This is a genomic window from Albidovulum inexpectatum, from assembly GCF_002927635.1.
Lineage (GTDB): Bacteria > Pseudomonadota > Alphaproteobacteria > Rhodobacterales > Rhodobacteraceae > Albidovulum > Albidovulum inexpectatum.
In genome coordinates this window covers 1-20,129 of the sequence record NZ_PRDS01000015.1, presented here as the reverse complement: position 1 = coordinate 20,129, position 20,129 = coordinate 1, and the positions used below count along the sequence as shown (strand labels likewise).

Here is a 20,129-nt window from a genome sequence, read left to right as displayed (position 1 = left end):
TGGGACGCAAACAGGCCGGAAGCCTGGCCGGGCTGGTTCCTCACTGCCGCGAGTCCGGCCAGTGGAAGGGCAAGTCCTTCATCAGCGGCGGGCGCAAGCCGCTACGCGACGCGCTCTACATGCCCGCTCTCGTCGCCATGCGCTTCAACCCGGATCTCAGGGCCAAATACACCGCGCTCCGCGCTGCCGGAAAACCCGCCAAGGTCGCCCTTGTGGCCCTCATGCGCAAGCTGATCGAAACCGCAAACGCACTCGTCAAGGCAGATCGCTTCTGGGTCGCAAATCGCGCTTGCGCATGACGGATACTCAGAACGTGAGCGTAACGGTTTTCGGTGCGCCTCGGCCAACTAGGGCGGAGAGCTGGAAGATGCGAACGGTAAGGGTGTCGCCCGGGCCGAGCGGCGCGCCCCAATCGGCGGCCTGCTGGGCGGCGGTGTAGATCGCGCTGGTGGTGGCCGTGCTCAACACCCGTTTCACGGTCGCGCCGTCCAGGATCTCGACCTCGTAGGCTTCAAGTTCTTCTCCGAGCGGCACCTCAAGCCCGCCCCAGCTGTCGGCCGCCAGCGCGCGGGACCGGCGTGTCCACTGGATTGTAAGATCGCCGGGCGTGCGCGGCTTGCGCCACGGCTGCTCGACATGGGCGACGGAGAACGGCCGAAGCCCCACACCCGCGGGCGTGAAGGTCTGCGCGACATAGGTCTCGTCGCTGACCGGACGGCTCGCCGGGCCGATGCGCCAGTTCCAAGGGATGCCGAGATCGGCCTCGGTTATCGGCAGAGAGGCGAGGCTGTCGTCGAGCACTACGACGCGGGCGCCGGCAGGGGTTGGGTTACCCATCGCACCCTCAGTGCCGCTCTGGCCACGCAGCAAGCGGGTCAGCCGATACCGGCCAGTCGCGATCAGCTCGGCCGCGCCCGCCTGGACGATCTCCCAGACGCCGGGCGTGCTCTCGATGGCGAGCGCATTCGCTCCGCCGAACAAGGTCAGGTCCGTGACGCTTTCCAACGTGCCGGACAGAAGATCGACCACGAGCACGTTTCCGAGATCGAAGCGCGAGGTTGGGCCCGCGTAGAAGTCCGAGACCAGCGTCCCGATCTGGGCGCGCGTGCCGAAGCTGGTGAGCAGCTCGAACCCGTCCGTCGTGGGGCTGCGGAACGCCGCGATCTCGCCCGGCCAGGGAACGGCGTGGGCTGCCACGAAGGGCCGATGCGCGGGCTGGTCCTCGGTGAGCTGCGGCAGGTCGAGGAGGACCGCCTCAGGCGCGCCAAAGACAACCGCTTGCGACAGCGCCGAGGGTCGCGGAGAACCGGGCGGCAGATCATAGGCCTCCCGGTCCTGACGCACGGCCTCGATGCCCCGCGCGTCGGCATCGGCAATCCAGATAAGCCGCAGAGGGATGGACCGACCGTCATGCCCGAGTTGGATCACGTCGGCCGGGTCGAGCGCGAGCCGCGAGGGCGGCAGGCGGAACACCGCGCTTTCCCGGCCCGTCCAGGATTCCATCAGTGCACGGCGGCAGCGGCGCTCGGCTTCCTCGGGCGGCACTGCCATGGGGAAGCTCTCGGAGGCGATCCGCGTCGTGTCGACGGTGATGCGCCGGGCCTCGACCTGCGCGGCCTCGTAGTCCTCGTCCGCGCGGGCGACCTGCCACTTCAGGGCCTGCGGCAGCTCGGTCTCCTGGCCGCGGGTGAGTTCGAGGACGTCGCCCTCGCGGGCGGCGACCAGATCGTCGGGGGTGACGCTTGCCACCGCGGCCCGGCCGCGCATCACGAAACGGATCACGCCCTCGGTCTCGACGGCGTCGAAGCCGAAGTGGCGCGCCAGCATGGTGATCGAAGCGCGAGGGCTTTCGAGCGCGCCGATCACGTAGCCCTCCACCGCGCCCCAGAGGCCGGTGACGTCGATGCGGTCCTCCGGCAGCCCGGCGCGCAGGCAGAGGTGCCGTACGAGAGCGGCGAGCGACACTGCGCCGAGCCGCCCCGTCAGCCAGTGGCCAAGCCGCCAATCGGGGCCATCCGTCCAGACATCGGTCAGTTCGGGAAAGAACGGGTACGGACGGGCGTCCCAGGTCCAGGCCGCGCATTCGGGGACATCGACCATCCGGCCGCCGTAGACCGAGGAGAGCGGGTTGCTGGCGGCCTCGCCCCAGAAGAGATAGGTCGCCTCGAGATAGGCGCGCTGGATTGTGTCGTCGCGCCAGCCCCGCGAGAAATGCGGCGTGAAGCTCTCGGACGATTTCGGGTCGAAGAAGACGTTGGGCTGGTTGGTGCCCCGGTCGATGGCCGGGCAGCCCAGCTCGGTGAAGCGGATGGGCTTGGATTGCGGCACCCATGCCGTCGGCGTGCCGCTCTCCACCCCGCCGGGACGATTGAAATGCGGGTTCGACCACCAGGCGTGCAGATCCTTGTAGCGGAAGACCCATGGCTTGCCGGCGGCGCCATCGGTGATCGGCGTGCGGACCTGCGCCGACCGATCCGCGGCCGAGGCATAGAACCAGTCGAAGCCTTCGCCGCCCGCGATGTTCGCCTGCAGATAGGCCCGGTCATAGATCGCGGGCCAGCCCTCGGCCGCGTCGGCATGCTCGAACCCGTCGCGCCAGTCGGAGAGCGGCATGTAGTTGTCGATTCCGATGAAATCGACGTTGCCGTCCGCCCAGAGCGGGTCGAGGTGGAAGAACACGTCGCCCGAGCCATCGCCGGGCTGATGGCCGAAGTATTCCGACCAGTCGGCAGTGTAGCTGATCGCCGTTCCGGGCCCGAGGATAGAGCGCACATCGGCCGCGAGGCTTTGAAGCTGCGCCACCGCGGGATAGTTACTCGCGTCCGAGCGAATGGTGGTCAGTCCGCGCATCTCGGAGCCGATCAGGAAAGCATCGACCCCGCCCGCCGCTGTGCAGAGATGGGCGTAGTGCAGCACCATGCGGCGCAGACCCCAGTCGCCGGACGGGCCGGTCCAGGAGACCGTGTCGCCCGAGATCGCGAAGTCGGAGGGGCTGGCGGCGCCGAAGAAGGCCGCCACCTGGCTGGCGGCAGTAGCCGTCTTGTCCACGCTCCCGGCATGGCCCGCCGCGGGCGAACAGGTGATCCGGCCGCGCCAGGGGAACGCGGGCTGGCCCGCCTCGGCGGCATTGTCGGAATACGGGTTCGGCAGCGTGTTGCCGGGCGGCACGTCCATCAGGATGAAGGGATAGAAGGTGACGCGCAGTCCGCGCGCCTTCAGCTCCTGGATGGCCTGAACCACCGCGAAGTCGGACGGCGTGCCGCCATAGACCGGGCGGCCCTCTTCGTCGCGGCTGACGAGGAAGGCGCTGGCGCGGCTGACGCCGTTCACGGACCAGCTGGCGGGCGTGGTCGACTTGGCCGAGACCTCGACGCCCGGCCGCACCTTGCAGGATCCCGCGCGCAGGTCATCGCCGAACCAGGCGACCACTAGGCTGACGCTCTCGACCGCAGGAGCCATCGCCTGTAGCCGGTCCAGCGCCACCACCATGTCGGCGGTGTCCGATAGCGCGTTCAGGTTCTCAGGCATCTGCGCGCCGCCGCTGCCTTTGCGGATGCCCTGCGTCGCATAGGTGAACTCGCCCGAGGCCGGGATCATGGTGACGGCCTGCGTCAGCCCCTCGGCGGTGTCGGGATCGGCTTGCGGGCGGAAGACCTCGAAGGAGAGCTGCGGCAGGCGGTTGCCGTAGTTGCCCAGCGGCAGATCCTCGAAGACGACATAGGCGGTGCCGCGATAGGCGGGGGTGCTGGCCGCGCCCATCTTCGCGGCGATGAACGGATCGGCGGTCTGGCTCTCGTCGCCGGGATACCAGCGCCAGGTGACGCCGAAGAGGTCCATCGGCTTGCCATCGGCCCAGACGCGCCCGATGCCGGTGATCGGCCCCTCGCAGATCGCCACGGCGAAGGAAGCATAGTAGAGATACTCGGTGGTCTTGACCTTGCCGCCGCCTCCGCCGCCTTTTCCGCCGCCCTGCGTGGTGGTCTTGGTCTCCTCGCGGAAGTCGGTCGCCCAGATGATGTTGCCGCCCATCCGCATGCGCCCGTAGACACGCGGGATCACAGCGCCCTCGGTCGAGGACGTGATCCGCAAGGAATCGAGCCGCGGCCCCTCGATGCGCTGGGTCGGCGCCAGCGATGAGACGATCCAGCTGTCGACGACCGAGCCGATGGTGGAGCCGACGAAGCCGCCGATGGTCGCGGCGCTGACGCCGAGGATCGCGCCGCCGATGCTGCCGCCAATAGCGGCGCCGGCCGCGCCAAGAACGAGGGTGGCCATGCTTGGAACTCAGCGTTGCGGAAACAGGAAGGCGAAGGCGACGCGCCGCCGCCAGGATGGGGTGAGCGGTTCCTCGATCACGCCGAGCCGCTCGTAGGCGTGGAGGAAGCTGTCGGGCCCGGTCAGGATCCCGACATGCTTCGCGATGGCCCGCGGCTTCATGCGAAACAGCACCAGAGCGCCCGGACCCGCCTCGGCGGGCGGTGCCTCGATCATCATCCGACGCGCGCCCTCGGCCAGAACCTCGCGCGGTCCGGTCTCGCCCCAGTCGCGGCTGTAGGGCGGGATCGGGAACGGCTCGGGGCCGACGACCTCGCGCCAGACGCCCCGGGCGAGGCCGAGGCAGTCGCAGCCCACGCCCTTGATGCTTGCCTGGTCGTGGTAGGGCGTTCCCAGCCACGCTCGCGCTGCCGCAATTACCTTGTCGGGATCGGCGGTGGCTCTCGCGCATCGCGAAGCGATGCACTGCCGCCCGTCGTTTCCGCTGGAAACGACGTTGGTCACAGCACGCCTCCGTCATGGCCGCCGTCCGTCGTCGCATAGCGCAGGATCGTGTCCTGGCCGGGGATGTGCGGGAAGCCGCGGAAGTTGGCCGTGTTGGCGAACTTGGCGCCGCAGGTCTCCATGCGCTTGTCGCAGCCGGCGCGGATGATGAAGGCATCTCCCTCGGCCACCGCGCGCACCGGGGCCTCGAGCAGGGTCAGGATCACGACGCCATCCGTGACGTCGTGGCCCAGCACTTCCGCGCGACGTCCCGCGTTCGCGCCGCTGGACCATTCGACTGTGCCGAAGGTGAACCAGCCGGAGGCGAACCCGCCGAGCCCCGAAGCGGTGAAGGCCCGGTCGCGCAGGAGATCGATCACCGCGCCCGTCCCCTTGAAGGCCGGATCTCCGAGATCAACGCCGCAGCGCGCGTCGCCAAGCTCGGCATCGCAGGTCGCCTGGAAGGTCCGCCCGATCGTCTGGCCCAGCACGTGCGCGAGGGAGCGGACCTCGGCGACGAAGGCCAGCCGCCCACGCCGGATCTGTCCGATGGCTCCGCGCCGCATCAGCACGCGCTGGCTCGTATCGGCCCAGTTCACCCGCCAGACTTCGACCTCGGCATTGTCCCAGCGGCCGTCCAGGATGTCGGCCTCGCTGATCCGGTCCGAGGTCAGCACGCCCTCGGCGTCCTGCGCATCGACCGACAAGTCCGAGCCCGACCGCACCTCGGAGGCCGTGAGCCCGCTCTCGGACTCGAAGTCGGTGCCGTCGAAACTGAGCGTCCGGTCGTGATCGGTGAAGCCGAAGGTGACGCCGTCGGCGCGGGCGATCCGCCAGCACCAGGCGAGCGTGGTCGTCCCCTCTTCGAGATGGGCCTGCAGCGAGGGCGAGAGGGATTTCATCGGCAGGTTCCCGTCATGCGGTCGTCCAGATCGGCGATCCAGCGCGCCCAGTCCGGCGGAACGGTGGCGACAGTCGCCGCAGGTGGTCGTGCCAGCCGGGCCTCGGCATAGGAAATGCAGCCTGCATTACCACCGGCCGTCGTTGCGGCGCAGCCGTTCAGCAGGATCGCCAGCGTCGCGGCCGTCACTAAGCGCTTCACGCCCGCGCTCGGCGCGTCCGATCGTCTCCTCCATCGCATCACGTTCCGCCCCCCGTTTGCCTGCGCGTTTACCTTCCACCCGGCCCCAGACCCGGCCGAGGACGATGCCCCCGACCGCGCCCAGAGCGGCCACCAACCAGATCAGGAACTCAGTCATCGCCCCGAAACCCCCGCTCGATCCGGTCGCGCAGGCCGATCAGGCCGAGACCGAGGAAGATCAGCCCCGCAGGCGAGGCATCGCCAGAGCCCGCGAGCAGCGCGACGAGGCGGGACAGTTCGGCAAGCGGCCCGGTGGCGGGCAGCGTGACCGATGCAATGCCGCTGAGCATGGCGAGCAGCCCCGCCCACCATGTCAGGGATTTGGGTCGGATGTAGCGCATGGGGATCAGGTCCTCCGGATCAGGGTGGAAAGGAAAGTGACCAACCTGGCGATCCAGTTGGTCGGCGTGTTGGGGTTGGATCGGGGTTTGCCAGGGTGCAGCAAGTCCAGCGCTTGCGTTTCGGTCAGGCGGCGGATTGGTCGCGAGAAGTCGACACGGCTGGTCTGATCCACCGACCAGACCGGTATCGTGCCGGTGGGGTAGCGGCCATCACGGAACAGGTCGCGCTCGGCCTTCCGGCGCGGGATGATCGAGGCGGGCTTGCGCCAGTTCAGGAACGCGTCGGCGGTTGCGACGCGATTGCCGGCATTGAGGTGCCGGGTCAGCGCCGCCCTGGCAATGCCGCCGGTGTTGTAGTGGAAGGAGACCAGCGCATCGAACTCGTGGGGTTCGAGCGGCACGGTCACGGCGCGCCGGACGTCGGCTTCGTAGTGGGCCAGATCGGTGCGAAACACCCTAAGCGCCTCGCGTATTGCCGCGTCGAGATCGTCAGGCATCCCGCGTGGCAAGGTCACCGGATCGGGCGGCCCGGCCGCGGCCGTGTGGCCGATGCCAAAGGTCCAAGTGCCGGTGGAATCGCGGTAGGGCCCGGGCACGATACCCTCGTGCCGGGCAACGGCCAGAAGGCCCCGGTCAGTCATGTGCATTGGGTTACCTCAGGAGCGAGAGGATCAGGATCAGCGCGGCGATGGCGAGGCCGATGCGCAGGCGGTGAGCAAAGGCGTCGCGCGGGTCGTCGGTCAGCCGCCGCAGGCCGCGCAGGACACGGACGAGCTCAGTCATCGCCGCCCTCCCGCGCCTGGCGAAGGCGGGCGAGCACCAGTTCGATCACCGCCGGGCCGAAGACGCCGACCAGATAGGCAGCGGAACCGGCGGCGCCCCCGGCCGGGATCGCCTCTGGCGGCAGGTTCAGCCAGCTGGTGATGACGGCCATGGAGAGGCTCCCCATCCCGGCCGCGATCAGCCCGCCGAGCAGGATGTGGCGCAGCGCATCGCGCAGGCGCATCTTCGTGGTCAGTGCGTTGGTGGCTCCACCGAGCGCGCCCCAGGCGGCGAGGATCACGGCGGTAGAGGCCGCAAGATCGCGCAGCACCGTCGCGACGAAGCCGGTATTGTCGTTCATCGCCGGATCTCCAGGAGCGGGATGGAGGTGATGGAGCCGAGGCGTTCGAGATCGAGGGTGACGTCGAGCGTGTCGGTGTCGAAGCGGACCGGGACCTCGAACTCGAAGCCGGCGGTGATGGCGGCGCCAGAAGCCGGGGCGGTGTTGAAGGTGACGAGGCCGGTGGTGGTGTCGACCGCCCAGCCGCTTGCCTGTGCGCTGCCATCAATGGCGATACGTACCGTGCCTGCGACCGGCTTGGTGATGGCCCGGGTCCAGGTCTGGCTGCCCGAACTGTAGACCTTGACCAGTTGGAAGTCGGTGGTCGTGCCATCCCCGGTACCGATCGCCTGATCGGTCGCAGATGGCGTCTGCGATGGCAGGCACGACTTGTAATCCGCCCAGTCCTTGAACCGAAACCCATAGAGCCGTCCGTTCCGTGCCTCGAAGAAGGCGACCACCGCCGCCAGATCGTCCGCCCGACGGATGCCATAGGCGACATCGTAGCGGCGACGTGAGTTGGCCCAGCTGGCGTTGCGTTCCTCGTCGCCCGAGGCCAGCTCGACGATCTGCGTGCGCCGTTCCGGCCCGCCGCGCGCACCCCGGCTGATGTCGTCCGGAAACCGCACCTCGTGGAATGCCATCGCCTAAAGCCCCCTCCGGCCAAGCGAGACCGCGCGGGCAATGTCCGCCGCGATCTGGGTCCGGGACTGCCGGAAGCTCTCGGCATCGCGGGTATTGATATTGATGGTGACGCCGCCACCGGCGCCGTAAGCCTGTGCCTCCTGGCGCGAGAGCACGCGTTCGCCGCGCTGCAGGATCGCAGGCACCTCGTCGGGCCGAAGACCGGCCCAACCTCCACCGTGCATCCGAGGCGCGCCGGCGAAGGCCATGGCCGGGACCATGCGCGCGCGTCCTTCGGATCCGACCATCCCGCCCGCATGCAGGACGTTGGCAAACAGCCCGCCCGCGCCGCCGAGGATGCCACCGAGGGCGCTGGCGATGGGGCCGAGAATGAACCGCCGGGCTGCGAGCCGCGCCAGATCGGCGATGAGCGATGTCACCAGATCGCGGAAGTCGAGCTTGCCGGACTTCACGAACTCCGCGACCGCGTCCTCGGCGCTGTGGAAGGCGCCGACGAGGCTCTGGCCGATATCGGCGCCGATGTCGCGGGCCTTGGCGGCGTAATCGGCCAGCGTCGCGGTGACGGCTGCCCAGCCGGTTGCCGCCTGGTCCGCGCCATCGGCATTGGCTGCGCCCGCAGCGCGACCCGCCTGACCGGCGGTGTCCAGCGCCTCCGTCACCCGGTCGGCCGCCTCAGCGGCTTGGTCGAGCGCATCCGAACCGTCCTCGCCACTTGCCCGCATAGCGGCCCGGAGCGCATCAACCGCCTCGCGCACGCCGTCGAAGGCATGTGCACGAGTGTCAGTTGCGCGACTGCGAAGGGCATCGGCCTGGTGGCCCGCGTTGCTGGCGGCATGGTCGAGGTAGGAGGCGTAGCTCTGCGCCCCTAAGACGTCGATGCGTGCGTCCGCCCCGAGCCGCTCCGAGACCGCGTTGAAAGTCGGCCCGATCTGGGCGAGGAAGTCGGCCCATTTTTGCGACAGGAACGCCATGAGCCGCAGCCATATGGCCTCGATGTCGGCGCGCATAGCCCGGAAATCATCGACGAAGGAGGTGACGGTGACCTTGATCCCGTCCCAGACCGCCTTCGCGACATTACCCATGAGCTCGAGCGCCTCGCCAAAGCCGCCGGCGCCACGCACGAGCCTGGTGAACTGGTATATCAGCTCGCCCGCGCCGACGATCAGGGCGCCGATCCCGGTGCGGATGAGCGCCCCGCGCAGGACCACGAGCGCCGTGGCGAGACCACGAACGGACAGCGCGGCCGCAGCCAGTCCGGCAACCCAGCGGCTGGCGAGGAAGCTGGCAAAGGTCGCGGCGTAGGTGGTCAGGCGACCGATGTTCTCGAACAGACCCGTGATCGCCTGACCCAGCGGCCCGGTGCGGCTGGCGAGCGCGGCCATCGCATCCGCCACCGCTTCGAGCGCGGGCGCCGCGGCAACGGCGAGCTGGTTCGACAGCCCCCGCCAGATCAGCCCGAGCCGGGAGATGGCGTCATTGGTGCGCTCGATCTGCTCGGCATCCTGCTCCGAGACCACGACGCCGAAGGCGCGCACGTCCTCGGTCGCCTGCCGCAGCGTCGCGGTGTCGATCCGGCTCATGGCAATGGAGCCTTCCTCGCCGAACAGCTGGCCCGCGACGGCGGCACGCTCGGCGGCTGGCACGAAGTCTTCGATGGCGGCATTGATCGCACCCACCCGCTCGTCCAGCGGCAGGGCCAGCAGGTCGGAGGCCGAGAGCCCCAGCCGCTCAAGAGCTTGCGCGGCGGGGCCGGTTCCGGCAGCCGCCTGGCTCAGCCGTCGAGTCAGGTCCTTTGTCGCCTGTTCGATGCCGGACATCGACACGCCGGCGAGTTCCCCCGCACGCTCCAGCGTCTGGACCGAGGCGACCGTGGTGCCCAGAGACTGTGCCAGCTTGGCCTGCGCATCGACGCTCGAGAGGCCGGAGCGGACCATGGCAACGCCGGCGGCCGTGGCAGCAGCGACCGCCGCCGCTGCCGCGATGCGCACCCGCCGCGCGAAGCCCGCGAGCCGGGTGTTGGCCGCTTCCATCTCGCGGCTGAGACGCCCAAAGCCGCGGGCGCCGGCCTCGCCGACACCTTCCAACTCGGCGCGCACCTGTCGGCCGCCGACTGCGGCGAGGCGGACGCTAACCCTCTTCTCGGCCATGCGCGTGTTCCATCTGTTCGTTGAGCTTGGCGACCATTACCGCTTCGATGACGGGCAGCAGTTCGGCCACGGCTGCGGGCGGCACACCGAGGGCATCGCCGAGCACGAGCGCGGCGGTGAGGTCCCAGCCGATTACGGCGCCGGGCAGCACGCGCAGCTGGCCGCCGAGGCGACCAACCAGGTCCCAGACCTGCCAGCCCTCATACGTGAGCGGCCGGTTCAGCCGCGCCGGGCAGTCCTGGCACGGCCCTTCGCAGGCCTCGCAGTATCGCTCGCCCCCGCCGAAGGACCAGTCGGCAAGAGCGCGGAGGCGTTTTTTTCCTGCTCCAGCAACAGGCCCTTCGAGACGTAGGCGAGCTGGAAGGCCTCGAAGATCGGCCAGATGTCCAGGAGCGCGTCGATGGCCTCGGGGCTGGGATCGATGGGATTGCCGTCGGCGTCGCCCACTCCTTCCCAGGCAAGCACCGCGCGGCGGGCCAGCGCCTTGGCGAAAGCGACGGCGCGCTCTTCGTCGGAAGCCTCGTCGGGCACCGCCTCGACGGCCGGATCGCTGCGCGTCGCCACCATCAGCGCTGTGGTCAGCGGGCGCAGTTGCACCCGCACGCCATGGCCGAGATCGAGCCATGTCGGCTCATTGGAAAGATCGATTTTCCGCATGGTCAATAACTGCTCACCTGGTTCTTGAGAACGACCGTGCACATCTGCCCGGCGACGGAATCGTAGGCCGCCTGCCAGTCGAAGCTGGCCTGGATGCCCTGCGGCCCTTGGATTTCCACCCGAGGGCGCGGCAGGTAGACGGCATGGGCGGTGATGGTCAGGCTCACATTCGCCGAAATTACCCACGAGAACTCGAGGCTCGCCGCCGTCCCGTTCAGCGCCTGGTCCATCAGCGTCGTGTCCGCAAAGCGCACGTCGATCTTGCCGGTCAGCGCGGCGATGGAGGGGTCCGCGCCGTCGATGCGGCCATCGTTGCGGATGGTCTCGATGCGCTCTACATTGTTGGCATAGGTCAGGTCCGCCGAGACGATGTTGCCAAGCGCCGTGCCGTTGCGCTTGATCGCGCCGTTGAAGTGGCCGAAGCGTTGGAGAGCGTAGGCCGTTGGCGTGCCAGCCGCCGTGGCCGTGGCGACGTTCTCCCCCTGCGCCACCAGCTTGACGTCCGCCGTCAACAGGCCGGAGCGCTGCATCGCGATGCTCAGCTGGTCCAGCACGCAGCCGGTGTACATGGCGAAACGCGGGATCTCCGGCATCGCGACTTCGATCGCCATGCTGGGGAGCGACCAGGACCCCGACTTGAAGGTGTGGGTCTTGTTAGTGGTGCCCGTCGTGGTCGGCGCCCCGAACGCCGCCTTGAGCCAGAAGCCGAAGGCCTCGGCGTCGAGCGGAACGGTGATGTCGCCATCCGCCGTCACCGCGTCCTTGATTGGAGCCAGCGGATCGCGGCCATAGCCGAGAAGCTCGGAGGCCAAGAGCGGCTGTTCAGCCCCCAGCGAAGCGCTGGCAAAGGGCATCTGCATGAAGCCCGAAGTCGGCGCGGTGCCATAGGTCGTCTCGAACGCGGCCGCGAGCTGCGACCGCGCCCCTTGGGCGCGTGCCATGGTGTTCTCCTAAGGTTGTTGCGGTCAGGCCAAGGGATCGGCCGTGGTGTAGTGCAGGACGACGGGTATCACCGCCGCCTTGAGGCTCGCCGCGCCCTCGACCGGCAGATCGACCGGCCGCGGCGCTTCCGCCTCGACCCAGTCGCAAAGCCCGCCCAGCGTGCGGTCGGCGGCGAGCGCCGTGCCAACGCTGGCGCAGAGCGTGTCGAAGGCGGCGTCTCGGGTTGCGCCCTGCACCACCGCCTCGATCTCGGCCCGGTGTTGGTAGTGGTACGCGAGCGGTGAGAGCGTCACCTCCGGCTCCCCCGGTTCGCCGTCGCGCAGGATCAGGAGACCTTCCGTCGGCACGCGCTCTGGCAACACCTCGCCGCGGAGTGCGGTGGCGGGCAGCGCCGAGAGCCGCGCGTGCAGCGCGGCGAGGATGGTTTCGCGAGGGGTGGGCATATCATGCTCGAATTGGGCGAAAGGAGCCAATTACTGACAGTCGGATTGGGCGCAGCGAACGTGTCTATGCAAAAGCACTTTACCCAAAGAGGATCTTCAAGCTCACTCAGTCAACCATAGGCGGCTTTCAACGCGGCCAAAGTGTCTCGGAGGTGTTCAAGCAATTTGGTGAAGATCGCTTCAAAGTCCTTCAGGTCTGCAATCCCGAGTTTCGTTGCGACGCCCTTGAGCTTGTCGTCGCCCATGTCGTGGTCTGCCCACAGACGCAAATCATAGAGCCAGAAGAATGGTGCGATGAGGTTCTTTGTGTCGCCGAGTACGTCCCGATAAGTCATCTCTAGGAGCTTGTTGCCCTTGAAGCCGTCTTTGGGCGTAACGTTATTCGCTTTGAGGAATTTTCGGATCTGATCATTGTTGACGTTCTCGTTGATGATCTCGTTCAATTCGCTGACAAAGCGAATGAAGTCGTCCTCGGAATTGATAATGATGCGGCGGTAGCGCCTTACGGCTTCGATGCGGTCCTCAAACGCCTTCGGCTTGTAGAGCTCTGTTCCGTTCTTGCGGGCGAAGGCGGTAGTCCATTCTTCCAAGGCATTGATGACTTGGATGCCGACAGGAGGCACAGTGAATTGCGCGTTGATTTGAGCGTCGAAAAATTCAGACCTCATGTCGTTCTGAGCGGGAATGTTGTGCTCGCGCCAGTGGTGTTGCTCCGCGACAGGTAGCTCCTTCAAGTCTCCCAGCCATGCGATGACTGCACCCTTCGAGTTGATGCCAAAAGACATACAGCGTTCAGGCCAGTAAACGGTGCCATAGGTTTCGCTGGCGAATTCTACCGCGATTGTTGGGCTGTAAAGGTGCTTCACCAGCACCTCGTTGTCGAAGTAGACCGGTGTAAGGAAGCCATCGCCCAAGCCTTCCTTGGGATCGAATTCGAAGGCAATGCCGCCCATGCTGTCTTCCCTGTAGAGTTTCCTTGAATTGCCGCCCTTATACGCAGCTTGCTGTGTCGAGCGAAAACTATTTCCCGCACTGCCACCTCGTTTCCATGCCGGAAAGGCGCTCAAGCTGCACTTGCGGGTGCAGAAAACGGCGGCTTTCTCGGCACAGCAGACATCAGATCCGTCCCTCCACCCAGTTCCCCACGATCAGCCCCGGCACGCTGTCGAGCGCCCGCTCGGCATCACGGTCCAGATCCAATCGCTTCGGCAGTTTGACCTGCGGAACGAGCAGGAAGATCGGCACCGTGGCACGGCCGCGTCCGGTTTTTGATCGCGATGCCACGCCAAGGCCCTTGGTGTTCAGCCGCCCGTCAGCCACCAGCAGGCTGGGACCGCGTCGGCGATAGACGAAGCGCAGGCGCAGACCGCTGCGGCGTTCCCATTCGCCGGGCGTCAGCTTCGCCCCGCGTCGCCCCTTGCCGGCGGCGGGCAGCGGAATTGCCAGCCAGAACCCGTCCTTCGAGCGGATCAACGGGCCGGTGTCATGGGCGTCGACGATGACCGGGGCCTTGGACCACACCAGCGCAGCCGCGTTCAGGCTTTCGCCCGCCTTCGGATAGGTCTGGCTCCGGATCGAATTTGCCAGCCGCCGGCCGAGCCCGGCACCGGTGATCTGTCCGCGCCAGGCGGTCTTGAGCCCGGTCCCGGCCTCGCGCATGGCGGCGGTGACGGCGCGTTCGCCCGCCTTCACCTCGGCCGCCATGGCGGCGACGAGATCGGGGGTGATGTCGAGCTTCAGCTTCATCGCAGTCAGGCCGGGCGCAGGTCCACGGTCCAGACCAGCCGCTCGCGGTCGCGGACGGGCTCGCCCTGGATGAGGAATGCCTCCCCGTCGATCTCAATGCGGTCGCCGGGGCGCGGGGTGGCGACCTCAGCCACGCGCAGGTCGACCTTCGTGGTTTCCGACCAGAGACGTGCATCGCCGAAGTCGGTGATGGCATCTGCCTGTCGCGAGACGACACGCACCAGAACAGGCGTGCCGCCAGCGGAGGTGTAGACCGCGTCGCGCGCGAGATGCGCGTCCGCGAAGAGCGCATCGAGGGCGGCGGCGAAGGCGGTCATCAGAAGCTTCCGTTCAGGCGCACCCGGCCGATGGTGTCGCCCGCGCCGCCGGCCACCGCCGTGACGGCGACGCCGATCAGGGTATTTGCCGTTGCGGTCTTGGTGGCCTCCTTGTTGGTGTTGTCCCAATAGACCTTGTCGCCGGCGGACCAGGCCTGGCTGGCGACCTTCTTGAGATCGAAGACACCGGTGAGCGCGACCTCGACGGTCTCGGCACTGGCGGCGTCCCCGGTGGCCACGCCGAAGATCGAGCCGACGAGCAGGCCGTCGCCGGAGGTCACGGCATAGGGCGCGGTGAGCGTGATGGTGTTGCCGGGCTGGACGTAGTTCTTCATGTGCGGAATCCTTTGCAAACGGGAACGGGCGGCCCGGTTGGACCGCCCGTCAGGGTTCAGACGTCAGGGAAGGCCGGACTTATGCGCCCGGATTCTTGTAGAGGCCGCGCCAGTCGATGGCCTTGGCGCCGAAGTCGAGGCGGCACTTGATCTCGACGCCGTCGACGTCGAAGCCGTTGCGGGTTTCGATATAGGCGCCCTGCTGACCCTCGAGATAGGCGTACTCGATGGTGTCGATCTGGTTGGGGCTCGCGGCCAGGTACCAGGCGGTGGCGCTGGCGGCATCGAGGCGGGGTTCGCTGATCGGGGTGAGCGTGCGGATCGATTGCGGCACCACGCTCGACGTCGCGGCAGGCACCAGGTTCTGGGCGACCAGCTGCTCGGCCTTCAATTCCAACGCCGCCGGCACGATCAGGTAGGCGGGGCGCACGTTCAGCACCGTCTTCTTGTCGAGACCCGTCTGCTTGGCCATGGCGGCCCGCGCCGCACCCACGCTGGTCACATCCAGCGCTGCCCCGGTGCCGGCGAGGTTCTTGTGGGTGGCGTGGAACAGCGCGTTGCCATCGGCCATGGCCGGGTTGGCGGTGATGATGCCCCAGACCACGTCCGACTCCAGCTGGGCGATGGAATTGCCATACATTGCCGGGATGCGGGTGAAGGCGTCGAGGTCGTCGTTGATCAGGGTCTGGCGCGTGATCGCGACCACCCGGCCATAGGTCTTGACCTTGTAGCTCTCCTTCGACTCCCCGAGCGTGCCGCGCTTGAACTCGCCACTCTCGCCGACCTCCAGTAGCTGCGGCGCTTCGCCAAGCTGGACGCGGTGCATGGCCTTGAAGTCGGTGGCGAGCACCTGGCGACAGAACAGCATGAAGGTGCGGGGATAGGCTTCGTAGGCTTGGCGCAGGGTCTTGTTGGTGACGGCGGCGAGGATCTCGGGGAAATCCGAGGTCGAATGCAGCGCCCGCGTGGCCACCTCGTCGCGCGACAGGCCCCGCGTGTTCACCCCCGCATTGCCCAAGCTCTCGCGCGCCAGTTCCAGCAGCGTCATGCCGCGATATTGCCGCGCGGCATCCTCGAGCTCGAAGAGCGTCGGGCTGTAGCGGTGCAGTAGCGCGTTGGCCACGGCCTCGCGGCGGGTGATCGCCTCATCACGGCCACCGAGCGGGATCGACACCTGGCTGAAGGTGCGGGTTTCCTCGGACTTGGCGGCGACTTGGTCGAGGATCAGGCGGCGCGCCTCGTCGATATCGGTGCCGCGCTTCACCAGATCCTCGGCAAAGCTGCGCTCGAGGTTCAGGCGGCCGGCCAGATCGTAGATGGTGGAAACGCGGTCGCGTTCCGCTTCGCGGGCGCGGGTTGCGGCGGCTTCGGCGTCAGGCGCCGGGGTGAGTTCGGGCTTTTGCGGTTTCGGCTGCGCGCGGGTCTCGACCGCAGCCGTTTGCGGCTCCGTCGCGGGGGTTTTCGGCTCGGGCATGGCGGTGTCCTCGGTCGCGACCGGCTCGGTCGGCTGGGTGATGGTGCGGGTTGCGGCGTCGGTGGCCGGGGTGTCGGTCTTGTCGCTCATCGGGATGGCTCCTGTGGTGGTGGGTTGCACGTCCCGGCGATGGAGGACGCAGTCGTGAAGTTGAGAATGGGCTCGAAAGCCCGCAGCGGGATCGGCGCCCACGGGCACGGCGGAGACCTCGAAGGGCGTCCAGTCCACCGCGCGCCAGAGCTCGCGCCCGCTATCGGACTTCGAGACCTCGAAGCGATGAACCTGGTAGCCGATGGAGACCGCGCGAATGTGCCCCGCCTGGATGTCGCGCCAGATCGGTTCGACATCGGCGCGCTCGCTGATCCGGACCTGTGCGATGCCGCGCCCGTTTTCGATGCGCGCTGAGCCCGGAACGACCGAGCCGATCACCGCATCCAGCGTGTCGATCTCGTGCACCTTCAGAAACGGTGCCCCCGCGTTCAAACGGTCCAGCCGCACATGGGCCGGATCAAGGCTCAGTTCCTCGTCATAGGGCTCGCCGAAGAGGGTGGCGCGGCGCACGCGCGCCCCCGCCGACCAGATCACCTCGACGGTGCGGGCGTCTTTGTCGGCCGAGTTCGGCGCAAGCTCCGCGGATCGGCGCAGGGCCGGGATTTCGATGATCGTGTCCATGTGGGTCAGTCCTGTTGGTCGGTCGGCGCCGGGTCGGTTTCTGGATCAGCGGCCGGATCGTTCGCCGGGTCACTCGCCTGCGCGCTGCCGGTCTTGGTGACCCGGCGCGGATCGCTGTCGAGCACCAGCCCGAGCGCGTCGAGTTTTGCGTTGGTCGCGGCGATCTCGGCCAGCACCGCGTCAGGGTTGCGGCCCTGCTGCGCGATCACCTCGGCCAGCGTCATGGTGCCCGAGCGGATCGACAAGAGGTTCGCCATCGCGTCCTTCTGCGGATCGACCGCCTCGAACTTCGGCGGCGACCACTCGACCGGCACGTCCGGCGTGGGGATCCGGCCAGCAGCCCATGCCGCTTCGGTGAACCAGCGCCAGACCGGCGCGCAGAGCATCGGGATGAAGAGCTGCCATTGCACCGCGTCGATCATCCGGCGGAACTCGACCAGCCCCGCCCGGATCGAGGAATAGTTGACCTGGCTGAGATCGCCGGTCAGCAACTCGTAGGGCACCCGGAAGCCGGCCGAGATCGTGTGCAGGCTGGCCCGCTTGTATTCGCCGTAACCGCCGGTAGCCGCGGGCTGGTTGAAGCGGATGTCCTTGCCTCCGCGCGCATAGGCGATCAGCCCCGGCTCGAATTGCTCCACCCGGTTGCCATCGGCGTCGACCACGGCGGGCGCGATGCCCTGCTGGGCTTCGTCATCGCCGAAGACGATGGCGGTGACGCAGGCCTCGGTTTTCTTGCGCACGATCTCGGCCACCTCGTAGTCGTCGAGATCGCGCAAGCTGCGGATCACCGGCGCGCCCCAGGGAACGCCGCGCGCCTGCGTGCGTTGTTTTTCATAGACATGGGCAATGTCGGTCGCCGGGACCGGGCGGCTGTTGGCACCGGCTCGCAGGGCGCCGTAGGCATCGCCGGGATGCTCCGCGTGCAGCCAATAGGCCCGGCGCTTGCCGATTGCATCGAACTCGATCCCTTGCACCAGTCGCCCCGCACCGATGGCGCCGGATTTCGTGGCGTCGAGGAAGTCTGCCTCCAGCACCTGCAGTTGCAGCGGTACGGATAGACCGTCGCTCGCGCGCCGGAGGCGTCGGCGCACCAGCACCTCGCCCGCCTCGACCATCTCGCGGCAGATCAGCGTTTGCAGCCCGTAGAAGTCGAGCTGGCCGTCGGCATCGGCCGCCTCGGACCAGCGCGCAAAGAGCGCGTCCACCGTGCGGTCCAGCTTGTCATCGCCGCTCGCGGCGCGCGGCATGATGCCCGCACCCACGATATTGTTGACCAGCACCGACACGGCCTTGGCCGCGTGCGGGTTGTTGCGTACCAGATCGCGCATCCGGTCGCGCAAGAGCGCCCCGGCAATGCCGATCTCGGTGTCGGCAGAGGTGCCCGGCGCGCGCCAGCCCTCGGTGCGACGTCCCTTCGCGGCGCCGTCATAACCTCGTGCCAAGGTCTCGAAGGCCTGCCTTGCGAGGACACGGCGGGCCGCAGCGCGCGGCGCCACCGTGGCAATCGCACGGTCGAACCAGTTCGCTGCCATCAGCGATCACCACGGCTGAAGCCCGCGAGACCGGCCACCGGCAGCGGTCGGGTCGTCCCCGCGATCGCGCGCTCGATGGTCCGGATGCGGACCAGCAGATCCTCGGCCGAGCCATAATCGACGGATTTCCCGTCATAGCTGACCCGCGTTGTGCCGCTGGCATAGGCCCGGCGCAGCGCCGACAATTCGGTTTCCGTCCAATCCGCCATGTTCAAAACCATCCCCCGCGCCGTCCGAGCCAGTCGGAGCGGCGCTTGCCTTGCGATGCCTGTGCCTGCCGGTTGATTTGCCCCGCGGGATCCGCGGAAGGATCGGCCACCCCAAGCTGATCCTCGAGGTCGCGCCATTTCTCGTCTGTCCAGCGATCCGCGCCCGCGATCCAGGCGGCGGCGCGGGCATAAACCCGGCAATCCAGCGCCTCGTTGCGCTCCCGCAGCTTCTGCCATTCAAGCCGGGCAAAGCCACGTTTCGTGCGCACCGTGACCAGCTGCTCGGCGACGAACTGTTTCAGCCATTCGTTTTCGACCCAATGCGGCAGATGCACCATGCCAGCCGGGAACTCGGCCCCCTTGGCCAGATCCTCGTCCGTGGGCCGCGCCAGCCGCAGGAAGCGGTAGGTTTCGGCCTTGAACGTCGAGACCGCCACGGTCCAAAGCCGCGCGCCCCGCCGCAGGCGCTTGCCGCCCTCGGTGGCGTCGACATAGGTCGGCCCGGAGACCGGGCTTGCCCGATTGAACCCCTCGACGCCCTTGACGGGCGCGACCTGTGCAAAGCCCTCCGCCCGCGCCCAGCCATAGACCGCCGGAGCCTCGTAGCCGGTGTCGATGGCAAGCCGCGCGATCTTCAGATGCGCGCCGCGCTCATGCGGCCAGGTACGGCTGAGCAATTCGGTCAGGTCGCCCCAGGCATCCTGCCGGTCGGGTCCGCCCTCGATCACCACGTGATCGACAAGCCAGCTTTCGAGCCCACGCCCCCAGGCCCAGACATCGACCTCGATGCGGTCTTTCTGCACGTCCGCCCCGGCGGTCAGGAACAATCCGCCCGCGGGAACGATGCCCGGATTCCAGCGTTCACGCCGGTCGTAAAGCAGCTGCCAATCGGGCGCCTCGCCGGTCTCGACCCATGTCTCGCCAAGGATCGTGTTGCGGAACGCCTTGATTGCCTCGTCCGACCCTTGGGCCGCCTCCCATGCCCGCACGATCCGCTCCCAGCTCAGCCAGCCGATGGGTGAATAGAGCGCCGAGAGGTGATAGCCGACGGTGTTCGGATCGGCCGCCGTGGCGGTCGGACGCCATTCGCCCGCTTGCAACATCGCCGTCTTGTGGTGTTCCGCGATGGGCACCTCGCAGGCCTCGCAACGGTAGTCCGCCGTTTCCGGCCGGCCCTTCTCCCAGCGTAGCCGCTCGAATTTCAGCCACTGCATCTGCCCGCAATACGGGCACGGCACGAAGTATCGCCGCTGGTCCGATGCCTCGAACTCGCGTTCGATCCGGGAGAGCCCCCGGATCGTCGGGGTCGAGACCAGGAACACCTTGCGCCGGTGGGCAAAGGTCAGCGACCGCGCCTCGGCCAGCGTCACCGGATCGCCTTCCTCGTCGGCCGACGCCGGATAGGCGTCGACCTCGTCGAGAAAGATGTAGCGCGCCGGGGTGGAGCGCAGCCCGACCGCCGAGTTCGCACCGGTCATGATCAGGATGCCGCCCGCGAATTCCTTGGACAGCATCGTGTTGCCAGCATCCCGCGAGCGTGCCGGTTTGACCCGCTCCCGCAGTTCCGGGCTCTCGTCGATCAGCGGGTCGATCCGCTGGCGGGAGTTCCGTTTCGCCAGTTCCACCGTCGGCTGGACAGCCAGCATCGGCCCCGGTGCCTGGTGGATC

At 67.9% G+C, this 20,129-nt stretch carries 23 protein-coding genes; 1 reads left to right on the top strand and 22 read right to left on the bottom strand.

Going from position 1 to position 20,129, the window contains the following annotated elements:
* Positions 1 to 299: transposase (locus LV82_RS14415; protein WP_146065187.1), on the top strand; the 299-nt coding region annotated here is incomplete at its 5' end.
* A 7-nt stretch (positions 300 to 306) separates the two neighbouring features.
* Here the strand turns inward: LV82_RS14415 and LV82_RS14410 are convergent.
* The 22 genes from LV82_RS14410 to LV82_RS14310 form a co-directional block, all read right to left on the bottom strand.
* Positions 307 to 4,275, bottom strand: coding sequence for a baseplate multidomain protein megatron (locus LV82_RS14410; protein ID WP_104072872.1), 3,969 nt, complete (start codon positions 4,273 to 4,275; stop codon positions 307 to 309).
* A gap of 9 nt (positions 4,276 to 4,284) precedes the next feature.
* A complete protein-coding gene (locus tag LV82_RS14405; RefSeq protein ID WP_104072876.1) occupies positions 4,285 to 4,737 on the bottom strand; it encodes an NlpC/P60 family protein in 453 nt (150 codons plus the stop codon).
* A 38-nt stretch (positions 4,738 to 4,775) separates the two neighbouring features.
* Complete coding sequence (locus LV82_RS14400) at positions 4,776 to 5,660, bottom strand: DUF2163 domain-containing protein (protein WP_104072870.1); 885 nt, start codon at positions 5,658 to 5,660, stop codon at positions 4,776 to 4,778.
* Complete coding sequence (locus LV82_RS14830) at positions 5,657 to 5,848, bottom strand: hypothetical protein (protein ID WP_146065186.1); 192 nt, start codon at positions 5,846 to 5,848, stop codon at positions 5,657 to 5,659. Before LV82_RS14830 ends, LV82_RS14400 begins: the two co-directional genes overlap by 4 nt.
* Positions 5,849 to 6,009: 161 nt before the next feature.
* The gene (locus LV82_RS14390; RefSeq protein WP_104072867.1) at positions 6,010 to 6,240 is read right to left on the bottom strand and encodes a hypothetical protein; all 231 of its coding nucleotides are present in this window, start codon (positions 6,238 to 6,240) and stop codon (positions 6,010 to 6,012) included.
* A 5-nt stretch (positions 6,241 to 6,245) separates the two neighbouring features.
* Positions 6,246 to 6,881: a lysozyme gene (locus LV82_RS14385; RefSeq protein WP_245873179.1), complete on the bottom strand. Its 636-nt coding sequence runs from the start codon at positions 6,879 to 6,881 to the stop codon at positions 6,246 to 6,248.
* Positions 6,882 to 6,891: 10 nt separating this feature from the next.
* Positions 6,892 to 7,023, bottom strand: coding sequence for a hypothetical protein (locus LV82_RS15245; RefSeq protein WP_281259921.1), 132 nt, complete (start codon positions 7,021 to 7,023; stop codon positions 6,892 to 6,894).
* Positions 7,016 to 7,363, bottom strand: a complete 348-nt coding sequence (locus LV82_RS14380; protein WP_104072863.1) for a Clp protease/crotonase-like domain-containing protein — start codon at positions 7,361 to 7,363, stop codon at positions 7,016 to 7,018. Before LV82_RS14380 ends, LV82_RS15245 begins: the two co-directional genes overlap by 8 nt.
* On the bottom strand, positions 7,360 to 7,986 hold the full coding sequence (locus tag LV82_RS14375) for a DUF2460 domain-containing protein (protein WP_104072861.1): 627 nt from the start codon (positions 7,984 to 7,986) through the stop codon (positions 7,360 to 7,362). The genes LV82_RS14380 and LV82_RS14375 overlap by 4 nt, the downstream gene beginning before the upstream one ends.
* 3 nt (positions 7,987 to 7,989) lie before the next feature.
* Entirely contained in the window at positions 7,990 to 10,134 is a 2,145-nt protein-coding gene (locus LV82_RS14370) for a phage tail tape measure C-terminal domain-containing protein (RefSeq protein WP_104072859.1), read from the bottom strand.
* Positions 10,115 to 10,285 carry a DUF7697 family protein gene (locus tag LV82_RS14365; RefSeq protein WP_245873178.1) on the bottom strand — a complete coding sequence of 57 codons (171 nt, stop codon included), beginning with the start codon at positions 10,283 to 10,285 and terminating at the stop codon, positions 10,115 to 10,117. The genes LV82_RS14370 and LV82_RS14365 overlap by 20 nt, the downstream gene beginning before the upstream one ends.
* Before the next feature lie 68 nt (positions 10,286 to 10,353).
* The gene (locus LV82_RS14360) at positions 10,354 to 10,791 is read right to left on the bottom strand and encodes a hypothetical protein (RefSeq protein WP_104072857.1); all 438 of its coding nucleotides are present in this window, start codon (positions 10,789 to 10,791) and stop codon (positions 10,354 to 10,356) included.
* A gap of 2 nt (positions 10,792 to 10,793) precedes the next feature.
* Positions 10,794 to 11,732 (bottom strand): phage tail tube protein, encoded by a 939-nt coding sequence (locus LV82_RS14355; protein WP_104072855.1) that lies wholly within the window; start codon positions 11,730 to 11,732, stop codon positions 10,794 to 10,796.
* A 24-nt stretch (positions 11,733 to 11,756) separates the two neighbouring features.
* A complete protein-coding gene (locus LV82_RS14350) occupies positions 11,757 to 12,176 on the bottom strand; it encodes an acyl-CoA transferase (RefSeq protein ID WP_104072853.1) in 420 nt (139 codons plus the stop codon).
* A 110-nt stretch (positions 12,177 to 12,286) separates the two neighbouring features.
* Positions 12,287 to 13,129, bottom strand: coding sequence for a hypothetical protein (locus LV82_RS14345; protein WP_104072851.1), 843 nt, complete (start codon positions 13,127 to 13,129; stop codon positions 12,287 to 12,289).
* A 163-nt stretch (positions 13,130 to 13,292) separates the two neighbouring features.
* Positions 13,293 to 13,922: a DUF6441 family protein gene (locus LV82_RS14340; protein ID WP_104072849.1), complete on the bottom strand. Its 630-nt coding sequence runs from the start codon at positions 13,920 to 13,922 to the stop codon at positions 13,293 to 13,295.
* A 5-nt stretch (positions 13,923 to 13,927) separates the two neighbouring features.
* Positions 13,928 to 14,239, bottom strand: a complete 312-nt coding sequence (locus LV82_RS14335) for a head-tail joining protein (protein WP_104072847.1) — start codon at positions 14,237 to 14,239, stop codon at positions 13,928 to 13,930.
* Positions 14,239 to 14,574: a DUF2190 family protein gene (locus LV82_RS14330; RefSeq protein ID WP_104072845.1), complete on the bottom strand. Its 336-nt coding sequence runs from the start codon at positions 14,572 to 14,574 to the stop codon at positions 14,239 to 14,241. The genes LV82_RS14335 and LV82_RS14330 overlap by 1 nt, the downstream gene beginning before the upstream one ends.
* A 79-nt stretch (positions 14,575 to 14,653) precedes the next feature.
* On the bottom strand, positions 14,654 to 16,720 hold the full coding sequence (locus LV82_RS14325; protein ID WP_104072843.1) for a prohead protease/major capsid protein fusion protein: 2,067 nt from the start codon (positions 16,718 to 16,720) through the stop codon (positions 14,654 to 14,656).
* Between the two features lie 5 nt (positions 16,721 to 16,725).
* Positions 16,726 to 18,252, bottom strand: a complete 1,527-nt coding sequence (locus LV82_RS14320; protein ID WP_104072841.1) for a phage portal protein — start codon at positions 18,250 to 18,252, stop codon at positions 16,726 to 16,728.
* A complete protein-coding gene (locus LV82_RS14315; protein WP_104072839.1) occupies positions 18,252 to 18,461 on the bottom strand; it encodes a phage head-tail joining protein in 210 nt (69 codons plus the stop codon). The genes LV82_RS14320 and LV82_RS14315 overlap by 1 nt, the downstream gene beginning before the upstream one ends.
* Positions 18,462 to 18,463: 2 nt before the next feature.
* The coding region (locus LV82_RS14310) for a phage terminase large subunit family protein (RefSeq protein ID WP_104072837.1) at positions 18,464 to 20,129 on the bottom strand (1,666 nt) is incomplete at its 5' end.